The following is a 13,564-nucleotide window of genomic DNA, read 5'->3' on the forward strand; positions in this document are numbered from 1 at the left end:
AGTGGTCGAATGATCTCGGTTCTCGTCGTCGACGATTCCGTGGTGGTCCGTCGGCTGATCGTCGACGCTCTCGGGGAGGCGCCGGGCATCCAGGTGGTCGGCACCGCGTCGAACGGCCTGCTCGCGCAGGCCAAAATCGACCAACTCAAGCCCGACGTGATCACCATGGACATCGAGATGCCGGAGATGGACGGCATCGAAGCCGTCCGTGAACTCCGGAAACGGCATACGCAGCTGCCGGTGATCATGTTCAGCACGCTGTCCGCGGCCGGCGCCACCGCGACCCTGGAGGCCCTCTCCGCGGGGGCGACCGACTACGTCACCAAGCCCAGCAACGTGGGCTCGGTGAAGGAGTCGATCCAGGCCGTACGGGACCAGCTCGTGCCGAAGATCCAGGCGCTCGGCGGTCGTCGCCGCCCGCCGGCCGGTGCACCGGCGCGGGGCCCGGCCCCGGCGGCCGGTGTCCGTCCGGGCGCCGCTCCGGCCCGGCCCGGTCTGCCGCCGACGAGCGCGGCCCGGCCCGCCGCGGCCGGTCCGCCGCCGCCCGCGGGTCGTCCGGCTGCTCCCCGCCGCGCGGCCGGGGGCCGGATCGACATCCTGGCCATCGGCTCCTCCACCGGCGGCCCGGACGCGCTGACCAAGGTGCTGCTCGGCCTGCCGGCGGATCTGCCGGTACCGGTGGTGATCACGCAGCACATGCCGCCGGTCTTCACCAAGATGTTCGCCGAGCGGCTCGATCGCAGCACCCCGCTGAAGGTGGTCGAGGCCGGCGACGGGATGGAACTCGCCGCGGGCACGGTCTACATCGCCCCGGGCGACCGGCACCTGGTCTTCAACCGCAAGGGCACGTCGACGCTGACTCAGCTCAGCAACGCGCCGCAAGAGAACTCGTGCCGGCCCGCCGTGGACGTGATGTTCCGGTCGGTGGCGGCGCTGTACGGCGGCACCGCCTTCGCGACGGTGCTCACTGGGATGGGACAAGACGGACGGGGTGGTGCGAAAGTGCTACGCGACGCGGGCTGCGAGATTCTGGCCCAGGACGAGGCGAGTTCGGTGGTCTGGGGCATGCCCGGCGCCGTGGTCGGCGCGGGGCTGGCGGACGAGGTTCTGCCTCTCGACCGGATCGCGGCCGCCCTGCTCACGCGGGTCCGGGTGGGCCGCTCCGCGGCGGTGGCGCGATGACCCTGTCCCAGGCGGAGTTCACGTTCGTCGCGAACCTGGTGCGGCGGGAGGCGTCGATCGTGCTCGCCGCCGGCAAGGAGTACCTGGTCGAGGCCCGGCTGATCCCGGTCGCCCGGGCGGTCGGGGCGGCCAACGTCAACGACTTCATCAACGACCTGCAGAAGCGGCCCAACCCGCAGTTCCAGCGCAAGATCATTGATGCGCTGACCACGAACGAGACGTCCTTCTTCCGGGACCGGGAGCCGTTCGCCGCGCTCACCGACGTGGTCCTGCCGGAGCTCGTGAAGTCGCGGGCCAGCGTGCGGAAACTCCGCTTCTGGTCGGCCGCCAGTTCGAGCGGGCAGGAGGCGTACAGCCTGGCCATCACGCTGCAGGAGTCGCTGCCCGCGGGCTGGTCGTTCGAGATCCAGGGCACCGACATCTCCACCGCGATGGTCGAGCGGGCCGAGAAGGCCGAGTACAGCCAGGTCGAGGTCAACCGGGGGCTGCCCGCCACCCAGCTGGTCCAGTACTTCGAACGGGCGGGCGCCCACTGGCGGATCATCCCGGCGCTGCGCCGGAACGTCTCGTTCAAGCACATGAGCCTGACCGCGCCGTTCCCGCCGATGCAGCCGTTCGACGTGATCTTCCTGCGCAATGTCCTGATCTATTTCGACGTCGCGACCAAGCGGCAGGTACTGCAGAACGCCGCCAAGATCCTGCGCCCCGACGGCTGGCTGTTCCTGGGCGCCGCCGAGACGACGATCGGTATCGACGACAACTACGAGCGGGTGGCCGCAGGCCGCACCTCCGCGTACCGAATCCGTAGCGCGGTGCCCGCGGGCGCCGGGAGAAGGGGATGACGCCGATGCGCGCCATGGTGATCGACGACTCGCGCGCGATGCGCATGATCCTCAAACGCATCGTCACGAAGCTCAGCTTCGAGGCGGTGGAGGCCGGCGACGGCAAGGAAGCGCTCGATCTGCTGGCCGACATGACCGAGGTGCCGGAACTGGCCCTCATCGACTGGAACATGCCCAACATGAACGGGCTCGAGTTCGTGGTGAAGGTCCGTTCGGACCCGCGGTTGCGTGAGATGACCCTGGTCATGGTCACCACCGAGAGCGAACAGAGCCAGATCGTCCGGGCGCTCGCCGCGGGTGCCCACGAATATGTGATCAAGCCCTTCACCGAGGGCGCCATGATCGAGAAGCTGGCCCTTCTGGGCCTCGTGCCGACCGGAGCGAACTCATGAGTGTCGAAGTCGAGGTGGACGAGAACGACCTCGCTGAGATGGTGGAACAGGTGTGGGAGGCGTACCTGGACCCGGAGGGCGTGAGCCCACTGATGCAGACGTACGACGAGAACCAGCCCTCCGAGGTGCACTCCTCGGTGTCGATCACCGGATCGTGGAGCGGGCACATCGTGTACGCGTCCTCCCGGGCCGCCGCCCAGCGCGCCGCGGCCGCGTTCCTGGCCATGGAACTGGAGGAGGTCAGTGAGGAGGACATCTCCGACACGCTCGGTGAGTTGGCGAACATCGTCGGCGGCAACGTGAAGGCGATGCTCCCGCCGGGCGCTCAACTGTCACTCCCGCAGGTAGTGCTCGCGCCGGAGAGCTCGGCGCGTTATCCGAACACCGAACGCATCAGCGGCGTCTATGGACTCTGGGAAGGCGAGCCGGTGTCCATTTCGATGTGGCAGAGCAGCACAGACACGAAGGAGGAGGGTGCATGAAGATCCTCATCGCCGATGACAGCCGGGTGATGCGGCAGATCGTCGTTCGTACCCTGCGGCAGGCCGGGTTCGGCGACCACGACCTGGTCGAGGCCGCGGATGGCCAGGAGGCCTTCGACAAGACCACGGCGGAACACCCGGACCTGGTCATCTCGGACTGGAACATGCCCGGTATGACCGGTATCGAGGTGCTGCGGCAGCTCCGGGCCGCGGGCAACAACGTCAAGTTCGGTTTTGTCACCTCCGAGTGCACGCCCGAGATGAAGACCGCCGCCGAAGCCTCGGGTTCGGCCTTCTTCATCGTCAAGCCCTTTACCGCTGAGCGATTCGACGAAGTCTTCGCTCCTATTTTGGGATGATTGCGACATGTCAGACGTCTCGGTTCTTCCCGGCTCTCTAGCCGTACGAAATCTGTTCGAGGACCTTCTCGGTCGTGAGGTCATCGTCAGCCCCGGCGACCCGCTCAGCGCGGAAGAGGTCCGGACCGCCACGGTCGCGATCTTCACGGACGCCGGCCAGAAGATCTACGCGGCCATGGGTCTGCAGCTGAGTCTGGCGGCGAACGCCGGCGCCGCGCTCGGCTTGCTGCCGGCCGGTGCCGCCGAGGACAGCATCGACGAGAAGCAGCTCTTCCCGAACCTGGCGGAGAACGTCTTCGAGCTGTGCAACATCTTCACCAGCCTCCTCAACAAGGAGGGTGCGCCGCACGTCAAGCTCTACCAGGTGATCTACCCGGGCATGGAGCTGCCGAGCGACGCCCGCGCGGTGCTGCTCGCGCTGGGCCGGCGACTGGACCTGATGTGCGAGGTCAGCCGGTACGGCAAGGGCAAGCTCAGCCTCTCGCTGGCGCCCTGAGGCCGCGGCCGGGCCGCGCCCGCGAGCGCGGAAAAACTGAAGATCTCCTGTAGCGGGCCCACCGAATAGGTGGGCCCGCGATTTTTTTTGGGGCCTAAGCAAATCCGGGGGCGGGCCGAAGATGGTGTTGAGCTTGCCAAGGGACAGGAGAAGTCAATGACCTCGCCGACCTCTGGATTCGGCGCCACCGGCGCCTCTTCCGAAGCCGCACAGACCGCCGCAGCGCTGAAGGCCGAAGCCGCGAAGCGGCAGGCCAAGGACAAGGACCTGGGGGACAAGGACACCTTCATGAAGTTGTTGGTGGCCCAGCTCAAGTACCAGGACCCGTCCAACCCGGCCGACTCGACCCAGTTCCTCGCCCAGACCGCGCAGTTCACGCAGGTCGAGAAGCTGGAAGACATGATCAACATGATGAAGTCGCAGCGCATGACGAGCGCGGCGCAGATGGTCGGCAAGACGGTGACATTCCAGGACGCGACCGGTGCGACCCAGACCGGTGTGGTGTCCGCGGCAAAGCTCAACGGGGACAGCGAACCGACCCTCAAGGTCGGGAACACGGATGTAGAGCTGTCCAAGGTCACGGAGATTCAGCAGACCGCTTGATAAGACCGCCCCTTTCGTAAATCCGCTTTCGATTCCTAAGGACGATCTTTAATGCTGCGTTCTCTCTACTCCGGTATCAGTGGCCTGCACGCGCACCAGCAGATGATCGACGTCACCGGTAACAACATCGCGAACGTCAACACGGTGGGTTACAAGACGCAGTCGGTCGAGTTCCAGGACACCCTGAGCCAGATGGTCGGCGCCGCCGGCTCGCCCCAGAACAACATGGGCGGTACGAACCCGTCCCAGGTCGGCCTCGGTGTCCGGGTCTCCGGCATCAACTCCAACTTCAGCCAGGGATCGGCGCAGACCACCGGCAAGTCCGGCGACATGATGATCCAGGGCGACGGCTTCTTCATCACCCGCCAGGGCAACGAGCAGATGTACACCCGGGCCGGCTCGTTCAGCTTCGACGCCAACGGCACGCTCGTCACCTCGACCGGCCAGCCGGTCCAGGGCTGGACCGCGGTCGACGGCAAGGTCAACGCCGGTGGCCAGCCCGGCGACATCAAGATGCCGCTGGGCGCGACCATCCCGCCCGCGGCGACCACCACGATCACCCTCAAGGGCAACCTGACCAGCGACTTCCCGGAGAACAAGCTGGCCACCGAGGACGTGGTGTCGATCCCGGTCAAGGTGTTCGACAAGGAGGGCGCCACGCACACGGTGACCGCCAAGTTCACCCGGACCATCGACCCGAACCGGAGCACCGGTGACGTGCCGGACACCACGTGGGACGTCGCCCTCTACGACGAGGACGGGAACGCGATCTCCGGGGCCACCGGTGAGCTCGACCTGACCAGCGGCAAGGCGATCGTCAGCGCCACCGACTCACCGGCCACCGGTGAGCTCGACAAGGACGGCAACATGCAGGTCGGGGACTACAAGGTCAACATGGCCGACATAACCATGTACTCCGGGCAGTCCGACGCCCGGGTCTTCAGCACCGACGGCCAGACGGCCGGCGCGCTGACGTCGCTCGCCTACACCGTCTCGGACACCGGTGAGATCACCGGTGTCTACAGCAACGGCTTGAAGCAGACGCTCGGCCAGGTCGCCATGGCCACCTTCAAGAACCCCGAAGGCCTGGAGAAGGTCGGCAACTCGACGTTCCGCAGCACCGTGAACTCCGGGTACGCCCAGGTGGGCCAGCCCGCCAGTGCCGGCATGGGCCAGGTCATCAGTGGCGCGCTGGAGATGTCGAACGTCGACCTCGCCCAGGAGTTCACCAACCTGGTCGTGGCCCAGCGCGGTTTCCAGGCCAACTCGAAGATCATCACGACCTCGGACGAGATCCTCCAGGAGCTCGTCAGCATGAAGCGCTAGCAGTAGCAGCAGTCTCTCGGCCGGCGGCCGGGGCAGGCGTTCGCGCCCGCCCCGGCCGCCGTTGTGTGAGCGCCGGATCCCGGCAGCTCGCACCCGGATAGCGACCGGCTCGATCTCATCGGCAACCGGGATCGGGCCGAAGTACTAGGCGTAGGGCCACGGAGGGCCCGACACCAGCCAAGGACGACCCAAGGACGGAACAGTCTTGATCCTCGTAACTCGAATCAACGGTGCCGTGTTCGCTCTGAACCCGGACCTGGTCGAGCGTGTGGACTGCACGCCCGACACGGTCGTCACCCTGGTGGACGGCACCAAGTACGTCATCTCCGAGTCGGTACCCGAGTTCATCGACTCAGTGCGCCACTACCGCGCCTCGCTTATCGCCCAAGCAAGCCGCATGGAGCCCGAGCCCGTGGCTGCCGCCCCTGCCTCGTCCGACGACGAGCTCGACGCCAAGGTGCTCCCGCTGCACCGGAAGGAACGCTGACATGGACATCTCAACCATTGTCGGAGTGGTCGCCGGACTGGTGATCGTCTTCACCGTCCAGATCCTGGAGGGCGGCTCGCCGTCCTCCATCCTCCTGATCCCGTCGATGCTCCTGGTGTTCGGTGGCGCGTTCGCCGCCGCCATGGCCGGTGGTGTTCTCAAGGACGCGACCGGGTTCGTCGGAGTGCTGAAGAAGGCCTTCACCGCCAAGGTGACGCCGCCCACCCAGCTGCTCGACAACGTCGTGAAGCTGGCCGAGCGGGCCCGCCGCGAGGGCCTGCTGGCCCTTGAGGACGCGGTCAAGACGGTCGAGCACCCGTTCCTCAAGCGCGGTCTGCAGCTGGCGATCGACGGCACCGACCCGGACGAGCTGCACGACATCCTGCACGCCGAGGTCGCGGCCAAGAAGAAGGCCGACAACGCGGCCAAGAAGTTCTTCGAGAACATGGGCGGTTACGCCCCGACGATCGGCATCATCGGCACGGTCATGGGTCTGGTGCACGTTCTGGAGAACCTCGACAAGCCCGAGACGCTGGGCCACTCGATCTCCGCGGCGTTCGTCGCCACCCTGTGGGGCGTGCTCAGCGCCAACATCATCTGGCTCCCGATGGCGGCTCGACTGACGCGGCTCAGCGCGGTCGAGGCCGAGGAGATGGAACTGGTGATCGACGGTGTCCTGGCGATCCAGGCCGGCTCCAACCCGCGTCTGGTCGCCCAGAAGCTGCGGAGCCTGCTCCCGCCGGACGAGATGAAGAAGGCTGAGGCCATGGCCTCCTCGAAGAAGGCGGCCTGATCTAAATGAGTTCCGGTGGCGGGGGCGCCAAGCGCAAGAAGAAAGGCCATGAGGAGCACGAGGAGCACGTCAACCACGAGCGCTGGCTCGTGTCGTACGCCGACATGCTCACCCTGCTGTTCGTCCTCTTCGTGGTGCTCTTCTCGATGAGTGACATCAACCAGAAGAAGTTCGCCCAGCTCGCTCAGGGTCTGTCGGCGGGCTTCGGCTCCAAGAGCGCGGCGTTCAGCGGAAGCTACGCCCCGCTGGACGGCGCTTCGAACAACGCTCAGATCGTGCAGATCGACCCGGGCTCCAACCCCGGTGACGGCGCGTCCGGCACCGAGGGCCTGAACCAGAAGCAGAAGGCCGCGGTCGACCGGGCCGTGCAGGCCGAGGACCGCAAGAAGGCGTCCGCGAACGCCGACAAGGCAGCGAAGGAGGCGGAGAACATGAAGGAGATCGAGAACAAGATCTCGGATGCGCTGTCCGCCGTGAAGCTGCTGAACAACGTGAAGTTCACGATCGACCAGCGGGGGCTGGTCATCACCGTGGTGACGAACGAGGTCGTCTTCGACGGCGACCGGGCCGACCTGCGCCCGACCGGCGAGAAGATCCTCAACGCGATCGCTCCGACGCTGGCCAAGCTGCCGAACAACATCGAGGTGGACGGCAACACCAACCAGCTCAACTCGAAGACCAAGTACTACCCGAGCGGCTGGGAGCTCTCCGCGGCGCGGGCCTCGACCACGGTCCGCTACTTCACCGGTCACGGCATCCCGAAGAAGCGGCTCAGCGCGGTCGGCTTCTCGGACACCAAGCCGCTGATCGACCCGAAGGACCCGCGCTCGATCACGATGAACCGTCGTGTCGACGTGGTCGTGCTGACCATGCTCACGGCCGACCAGGCGGCGCTGCTGCCCGACGCGGCCGGCACGGACAGCAAGCTGCACTCCGGCCAGACCAGTGCGCAGGCCAAGGCGGCCGCCGAGGCCGCGGCCAAGACGGTCGAGGCGAACAACGCGGCCGGCACGACGGACACGACCAGCACGGACACGACCAACAGCAACTACTCGACCAACGTCGCTGACACCAAGAACTGACTGGGGGGATTCTGATGGCTGACGAGAAGGACACGACCGCGGAAGCGGCGCCGAAGAAGTCGAACAAGATGATGATGATCGTCATTGCTCTCGCCCTGGTGGTTCTGGGCGGCGGCGGGGCCGGGGCGTTCTTCATGCTGAAGAGCGACTCGGCCACGGCCAAGGCACCGGTGAAGGGCATCGTGACCGCGGCCGACAACACCATCACGGTGAACCTGGCCGACGGGCACTACCTGAAGCTCGGCTTTGCCCTGGTGCAGACCAAGGACACCGGTACCGAGGCGGTCGACCTGAACGAGGCCTACGAGATCCTGATCGACGAGTACACCGGCAAGAAGGTGGCCGACCTCTCCACCGAGGAGGGCCGGACGAAGATCAAGGAAGAAGTGGTCGCCAAGCTGGTCAAGGCCTACACGGTGGACAAGAAGCAGGAGGTCATGGACATCTACTACACCTCCTTCGTGACCCAGTAACAGCTGGTGGCAGTCGGGGCGGGTCTCTTCGGGGAGACCCGCCCAGACGTGTATTAAGGGCAGAAAACGGCCCCGGGGCTCAGCGGTTCGCTTAGCCCGCCGATCAGGACGACGTGACCACTGCCGCACGCACCCCGGGCAAGATGTCGCGCCGTGGCCACGGTGCCGGGCCGACGGCATACGACTTCCGCCGCCCGATCAAGCTCTCCCGTGAACACGTACGCACGCTGCAGATCGCCTTCGAGACCTACGCCCGCAGCTGCGGCACGTTGCTGACCACCCGCCTCCGCGCGGTCAGCAACGTCTCGCTGATCTCGATCGAGCAGCTGAACTACGACGAGTACGTGGCTTCCCTGGCCAATCCCACGATCATCGGGGTGGTCACCCTCGACCCGCTGCCCGGCACGGTCCTGCTGGAGATCGCGCAGTCCGCGGTGATGACCGCGATCGACCACATGCTCGGCGGTCCGGGCGGCTCCCAGCCGGAGCGGCCGCTGACCGAGGTGGAGATGCCTCTGCTGCGCGGGCTGATCGAGCGGATGCTGGGCGAGCTGAGGTACGGCTTCGAGAGTCTCGTCGACATCCAGCCGCACCTCAAGGAGATCGAGTACAACGCGCAGTTCCTGCGCGCGCACGCGCCCGGCGACGCGGTCGTGGTGGCCTCCTTCGAGACCAAGATCGGCGCCGAGGAGTGCATCGCCACGCTCTGCCTGCCGTTCAACACGATCCTCCCGGTGCTGTCCCGGCAGGAGGCGGTCGTGCTCAGCGCGGCCGAGCGGCAGGCCAAGGACAAGGCGCTGCGCAACCTCACGGCCGGACTTTCCGCAGCTCCGATCGACGTGGCTGTGCGATTCCAGCCCATTCGGATGCGTACCGATGACATCGTGGATCTACGTCCGGGTGACGTCGTGCCGCTGGGGCATCTGACCAGCCGGCCGCTTGAGGTGACCGTGAACGACATCGTCTTCGCACATGCCGTTCCCGGCAATCAGGGCGCCCGGCTCGCCTGTCTCGTCGTGCCGCCGCCCAACGAGAACTCGTCCAAGGAGTCTGGCCGCTCATGACCGCCCCCACCATCACCGCGCCCCAGCTGTCCCTCGCCCGCCAGGCGGCCGACGCCGCGCTGGCCGTGCTGCCGACCAGCCATACCCTGGTCGCCGGCGATCCCACGGTTCCCGACGCGGGGACGGCGATCGAGGGCCAGGCGGTCACCGCGCGTTTCAGCGGCCCGGCCACCGGCGAGGTGGTCGTGGTGGTCGGCCAGGACCTCGCGGACGCGCTCAAGGAGAGCCCGCTCGGCGAGCTCGACCTGACCGCGGCGGTCCGGCCCGCCCTGGAGGCGGCCGCCCGGATCTTCGGGCCGGTGGTCCTCGACCCCGGCCAGGTGATGGAACCGCAGGTCGCGCTCAGCGCGCTGGCGGCCAAGGAGGGCTCGGTCGCGATTCCACTTCGCGACGACGAGGACGTACGGGCGGTGCTCGCCCTCTCGCTGAGTCCGTGGCCCGGCGAGGATCCGCTGCTGGCCGCCGCGACCGGCGGTGGAGTGGCGCAGCGGACCGAGGCGCCCGTGGTGGGCCGGCGCGCCAGCGGCCTGGACATGCTGCACGACGTGGAGATGGAGGTCTCGGCCGAGTTGGGCCGGACCCGGATGAGCGTGCGGGAACTGCTGTCGCTGACCCCGGGGGCGATCGTCGAACTGGACCGGGCCGCCGGAAGCCCGGCCGACCTGCTGGTCAACGGCCGGCTCATCGCTCGCGGCGAGGTCGTCGTGGTCGACGAGAACTTCGGCATCCGGATCACCGAGATCGTCTCGCCCGGCGCCGAGTAGGGGTCACGACGTTGTCCGGGGTTTCCTACCTCCAGGTCGGCTCGGCCCTGTTCATCGTCTTGCTGATGATGTGGGGGCTGGCCTGGGCGCTGCGGCGCCCGTTCGGAAGAAGCAGCCACGGCCATCTGGCCGTGCTCAACCGTCAGCAGCTGAGCCGGGGGTCGGCGGTGGCCGTGGTCCGGGTGGCCGATCGGGCGCTGGTCCTCGGGGTCACCGACCAGCAGATCAGCTACCTGGGCGAGGCCGACCTGGACGTGTTCGTGGCCGAGCCGCACGAGTACCGCGATCACCTGGTGATCGAGCCGGACGAGGTGTTCACCAGCAAAGGGGACCTGCCCGGGTGGCATCCGGCGGCGCCGGGCGGGCCGGACCACCACCACGGCTCGATCCTGTCGCCCAAGACCTGGACCTCGACTCTCGAGTTCCTGCGTGAGCGGACTACGAGGCGATGATGTGATGCGACGCGCGATAGTGCTGCTGTTCGCGACGGTGGGGCTGGCGCTGGCTCTGCCGGCTCCGGCTTCGGCGGCTCCACCGGGGGCGGGGGCGGCGGCCATGGCCGTACCTCAGCAAGCGCCGGAGGCGCCGGCCGAGCCGGCGGCGAAACAGCTGCCGCGAGCACCGCGACCGGTGCCGAAGGCGCCGGCGACGTCGCCGCCGAGCATCAACCTCAACATCAACGGCACCAACCCCGACGGCAGCCGCCCGGCGTCCAGCCTGGTGATCGTTCTCGGTCTGACGCTGCTCTCCGTGGCGCCCGCGCTGCTGCTGCTCTGCACGTGTTTCACCAAGGTCTTCATGGTCCTCGGGATCACCCGCAACGCGCTGGGCCTGACCACGCTGCCGCCCAACCAGGTGATCGCCGGGCTGGCCCTGTTCCTGAGCCTTTTCATCATGGGACCGACGGTCTCGCAGATGAACGACGTCGGCGTGCAGCCCTACCTGAAGGGCGACAAGACCCAGTCGCAGGCGTTCAACGACGGCATCAAGCCGCTGCGCGAGTTCATGTGGAAGACCACCCGGGACGACGAGCTGGCGCTGCTGATCAAGGTGTCCGGCGAGAAGCAGCCGGCCAACCGGGACGCGGTGCCGCTGACCACGCTGGTCCCCGCGTTCGTGCTCTCCGAGCTGCGGGCCGCGTTCATCATCGGGTTCGTCATCTTCATCCCGTTCCTGATCATCGACCTGGTCGTCTCGGCCTCGCTGATGTCGCTGGGCATGATGATGCTGCCTCCGGTGACCGTCGCGCTGCCGTTCAAGCTGCTGCTGTTCGTGCTGGTCAACGGGTGGGGGTTGATCATCACGGCGCTGGTCGGCTCGTACAAGACATGAACCTCGACATCCCGATCGCCGAGCTGATGGCGATCATGCTGGGGGCCTGCCGGACCGGCGCGTGGATGGCGATCTGCCCGCCGTTCAACTCGCGGATGATCCCCACGCCGGTGAAAGCGCTGCTCTCGGTGGCCATGGCGCTGCCGATGGCGCCCTACCTGCGGGGCACCCTGCCCTCGCTGGAGACGTCGGCGCTGCTGCTGGCGGTCGGGATGCAGATCTTCATCGGGTTCGGCCTGGGCTTCATCACGGCGCTGCTGTTCGCCGCGCTGCAGGCCGCCGGTGACCTGCTCGACCTGTTCGGTGGGTTCACGCTGGCCACCGCGTACGACCCGCTGGGTTTCAGTCAGAGCTCGATCTTCGGGCGCTTCTACAACCTGGTCGCGGTCACCCTGCTCTTCGCCAGCGACGGGCATCAGCTGATCCTGCGCGGGTTCCTGCAGAGTTTCCGCACCCTGCCGCTGAACACCACGTTCTCGTTCGAGACGTTCAGCCGGCTGCTGGTCTCCGGCATCGGCGAGATGTTCCTGTCCGCGCTGCAGATCGCCGGGCCGCTGATCTGCGTGCTCTTCCTGGCCGACGTGGCGCTCGGCCTGCTCAACCGGGTGGCGCCGGCGCTCAACGCGTTCCAGCTGGGCTTCCCGGTCAAGATCTTCCTGGTGGTCACCCTCTCCGGCCTGGCCATCTCGACGCTCCCGGGCATCCTGCACACCCTGGTCGAGCGGGCGGTCACCGCCGTCATCAAGCTCGGCGGCGGCTAAAAGGGGGTGTTAGTTGTCCGGCGAGAAAACCGAACAACCGACACAGCAAAGGCTTAAAAAAGCCAAACAAGAAGGGCAAATTGGGCGTACGCCCGATCTGGGCGCCTGGTTCGGAATGCTCGCGGCCAGCGTGCTGCTGCCGCGCACCCTCAAGCAGGCGATGGAGCATGCCGAGGAACTGATCGGCAAGGTCCCGGACGTCATCCAGAACCCGGATCCGGCCAAGACCCTGGTCCTGTTCAAGGAGGGTCTGTTCGGCGCCGCCTGGGCGGTCGCGCCACTGGCGTTCACGCTGATGGCGGTCGGTGTCGCGGCGGCCGGCGCGCAGGGTGGCATCCGGGTCGCGACCAAGCTGTTCGTGCCCAAGTTCAACCGGCTCAACCCGTTCAGCGGCCTGAAGAAGATCGCCGGCCCGCAGGCGCTCTGGGAACTCACCAAGTCCCTGTTCAAGACCCTGGTGCTGGGGGCCGTGCTCTACATGACCCTCAAGAGCATCGTGCCGCAGCTGATGCAGGCGGGCCGGCTGCCGCTCACCGCCCTGCTCGCGATCGTCACCGACTCGGTGATCGCGCTGATCCGGGCGGCCGCGATCGCCGGTATCGCGATGGCCGGGGCGGACTACCTGGTGGTGCGCCGGCGTACCCAGAAGCAACTGCGGATGACCAAGGAAGAGGTCAAGCAGGAGAACAAGAACACCGAGGGCGACCCGCTGATCAAGGCGCAGATCCGGGCCCGGCAGATGGCCATGTCCCGGAATCGGCAGATGGCCGACGTGCCGACCGCGGACGTCGTGGTGGTCAACCCGGTGCACGTGGCGGTCGCGCTCCGGTACGAGCCCGAGAAGGGCGCGCCGCGGGTGGTGGCCAAGGGCAAGGGCCCGCTGGCCGCCAAGATCCGCGAGCTGGCGACCGAGAACCGGGTGCCGATGGTGCAGGACGTCGCGCTGGCCCGGGCGCTCAACTCGGGATGCGAGATCGGCCAGGAGATCCCGGCCGAGTTCTTCGGGGCGGTGGCCCGGGTGCTGGCGTTCGTGATGAGCCTCAAGGCGCGGGGGTCGGCGGCCGGCCTGCACCGCAGCCCGAATCCCACCACCGTCTGAGCATCGGGATCGCCACTCCAACCCCAG

The 13,564-nt window shown here is 67.3% G+C and carries 18 protein-coding genes; all 18 read left to right on the forward strand.

Annotated features, from left to right (window positions below; all coding sequences use genetic code 11):
* The first annotated feature begins 9 nt into the window (after positions 1-9).
* On the forward strand, positions 10-1,182 hold the full coding sequence (locus tag ACSHV8_RS43650) for a protein-glutamate methylesterase/protein-glutamine glutaminase (RefSeq protein ID WP_436525955.1): 1,173 nt from the start codon (positions 10-12) through the stop codon (positions 1,180-1,182).
* Complete coding sequence (locus ACSHV8_RS43655) at positions 1,179-2,024, forward strand: CheR family methyltransferase (RefSeq protein WP_436525957.1); 846 nt, start codon at positions 1,179-1,181, stop codon at positions 2,022-2,024. The genes ACSHV8_RS43650 and ACSHV8_RS43655 overlap by 4 nt, the downstream gene beginning before the upstream one ends.
* Positions 2,021-2,416, forward strand: a complete 396-nt coding sequence (locus ACSHV8_RS43660; protein WP_436525959.1) for a response regulator — start codon at positions 2,021-2,023, stop codon at positions 2,414-2,416. Before ACSHV8_RS43655 ends, ACSHV8_RS43660 begins: the two co-directional genes overlap by 4 nt.
* Positions 2,413-2,898, forward strand: a complete 486-nt coding sequence (locus ACSHV8_RS43665) for a chemotaxis protein CheX (RefSeq protein ID WP_436525961.1) — start codon at positions 2,413-2,415, stop codon at positions 2,896-2,898. Before ACSHV8_RS43660 ends, ACSHV8_RS43665 begins: the two co-directional genes overlap by 4 nt.
* The gene (locus ACSHV8_RS43670) at positions 2,895-3,257 is read left to right on the forward strand and encodes a response regulator (RefSeq protein WP_436525963.1); all 363 of its coding nucleotides are present in this window, start codon (positions 2,895-2,897) and stop codon (positions 3,255-3,257) included. The genes ACSHV8_RS43665 and ACSHV8_RS43670 overlap by 4 nt, the downstream gene beginning before the upstream one ends.
* A gap of 7 nt (positions 3,258-3,264) precedes the next feature.
* Entirely contained in the window at positions 3,265-3,753 is a 489-nt protein-coding gene (locus ACSHV8_RS43675; protein ID WP_436525965.1) for a hypothetical protein, read from the forward strand.
* 156 nt (positions 3,754-3,909) lie between these two features.
* Positions 3,910-4,356 (forward strand): flagellar hook assembly protein FlgD, encoded by a 447-nt coding sequence (locus ACSHV8_RS43680; protein ID WP_436525967.1) that lies wholly within the window; start codon positions 3,910-3,912, stop codon positions 4,354-4,356.
* Positions 4,357-4,407: 51 nt separating this feature from the next.
* On the forward strand, positions 4,408-5,682 hold the full coding sequence (locus ACSHV8_RS43685) for a flagellar hook protein FlgE (protein ID WP_436525969.1): 1,275 nt from the start codon (positions 4,408-4,410) through the stop codon (positions 5,680-5,682).
* A 205-nt stretch (positions 5,683-5,887) separates the two neighbouring features.
* Complete coding sequence (locus ACSHV8_RS43690) at positions 5,888-6,169, forward strand: flagellar FlbD family protein (protein ID WP_436525971.1); 282 nt, start codon at positions 5,888-5,890, stop codon at positions 6,167-6,169.
* Between the two features lies 1 nt (position 6,170).
* The gene (locus ACSHV8_RS43695) at positions 6,171-6,962 is read left to right on the forward strand and encodes a flagellar motor protein (protein WP_436525973.1); all 792 of its coding nucleotides are present in this window, start codon (positions 6,171-6,173) and stop codon (positions 6,960-6,962) included.
* A 5-nt stretch (positions 6,963-6,967) separates the two neighbouring features.
* A complete protein-coding gene (locus ACSHV8_RS43700) occupies positions 6,968-8,044 on the forward strand; it encodes a flagellar motor protein MotB (protein ID WP_436525975.1) in 1,077 nt (358 codons plus the stop codon).
* Between the two features lie 14 nt (positions 8,045-8,058).
* The gene (locus ACSHV8_RS43705; RefSeq protein WP_436525977.1) at positions 8,059-8,517 is read left to right on the forward strand and encodes a flagellar basal body-associated FliL family protein; all 459 of its coding nucleotides are present in this window, start codon (positions 8,059-8,061) and stop codon (positions 8,515-8,517) included.
* Between the two features lie 113 nt (positions 8,518-8,630).
* Positions 8,631-9,581, forward strand: a complete 951-nt coding sequence (locus tag ACSHV8_RS43710) for a flagellar motor switch protein FliM (RefSeq protein WP_436525979.1) — start codon at positions 8,631-8,633, stop codon at positions 9,579-9,581.
* A complete protein-coding gene (gene fliN / locus ACSHV8_RS43715) occupies positions 9,578-10,345 on the forward strand; it encodes a flagellar motor switch protein FliN (RefSeq protein WP_436525981.1) in 768 nt (255 codons plus the stop codon). The genes ACSHV8_RS43710 and fliN overlap by 4 nt, the downstream gene beginning before the upstream one ends.
* A gap of 11 nt (positions 10,346-10,356) precedes the next feature.
* Positions 10,357-10,797, forward strand: coding sequence for a flagellar biosynthetic protein FliO (gene fliO / locus ACSHV8_RS43720; protein WP_436525983.1), 441 nt, complete (start codon positions 10,357-10,359; stop codon positions 10,795-10,797).
* Between the two features lie 4 nt (positions 10,798-10,801).
* Positions 10,802-11,677: a flagellar type III secretion system pore protein FliP gene (fliP, locus tag ACSHV8_RS43725; protein WP_436525985.1), complete on the forward strand. Its 876-nt coding sequence runs from the start codon at positions 10,802-10,804 to the stop codon at positions 11,675-11,677.
* A complete protein-coding gene (locus ACSHV8_RS43730; protein ID WP_436525987.1) occupies positions 11,674-12,438 on the forward strand; it encodes a flagellar biosynthetic protein FliR in 765 nt (254 codons plus the stop codon). Before fliP ends, ACSHV8_RS43730 begins: the two co-directional genes overlap by 4 nt.
* A 13-nt stretch (positions 12,439-12,451) precedes the next feature.
* Positions 12,452-13,537 carry an EscU/YscU/HrcU family type III secretion system export apparatus switch protein gene (locus ACSHV8_RS43735; protein WP_436525990.1) on the forward strand — a complete coding sequence of 362 codons (1,086 nt, stop codon included), beginning with the start codon at positions 12,452-12,454 and terminating at the stop codon, positions 13,535-13,537.
* Positions 13,538-13,564 lie beyond the last annotated feature (27 nt).

Source organism: Actinoplanes sp. HUAS TT8 (assembly GCF_051380535.1).
Taxonomy (GTDB): Bacteria; Actinomycetota; Actinomycetes; order Mycobacteriales; family Micromonosporaceae; genus Actinoplanes.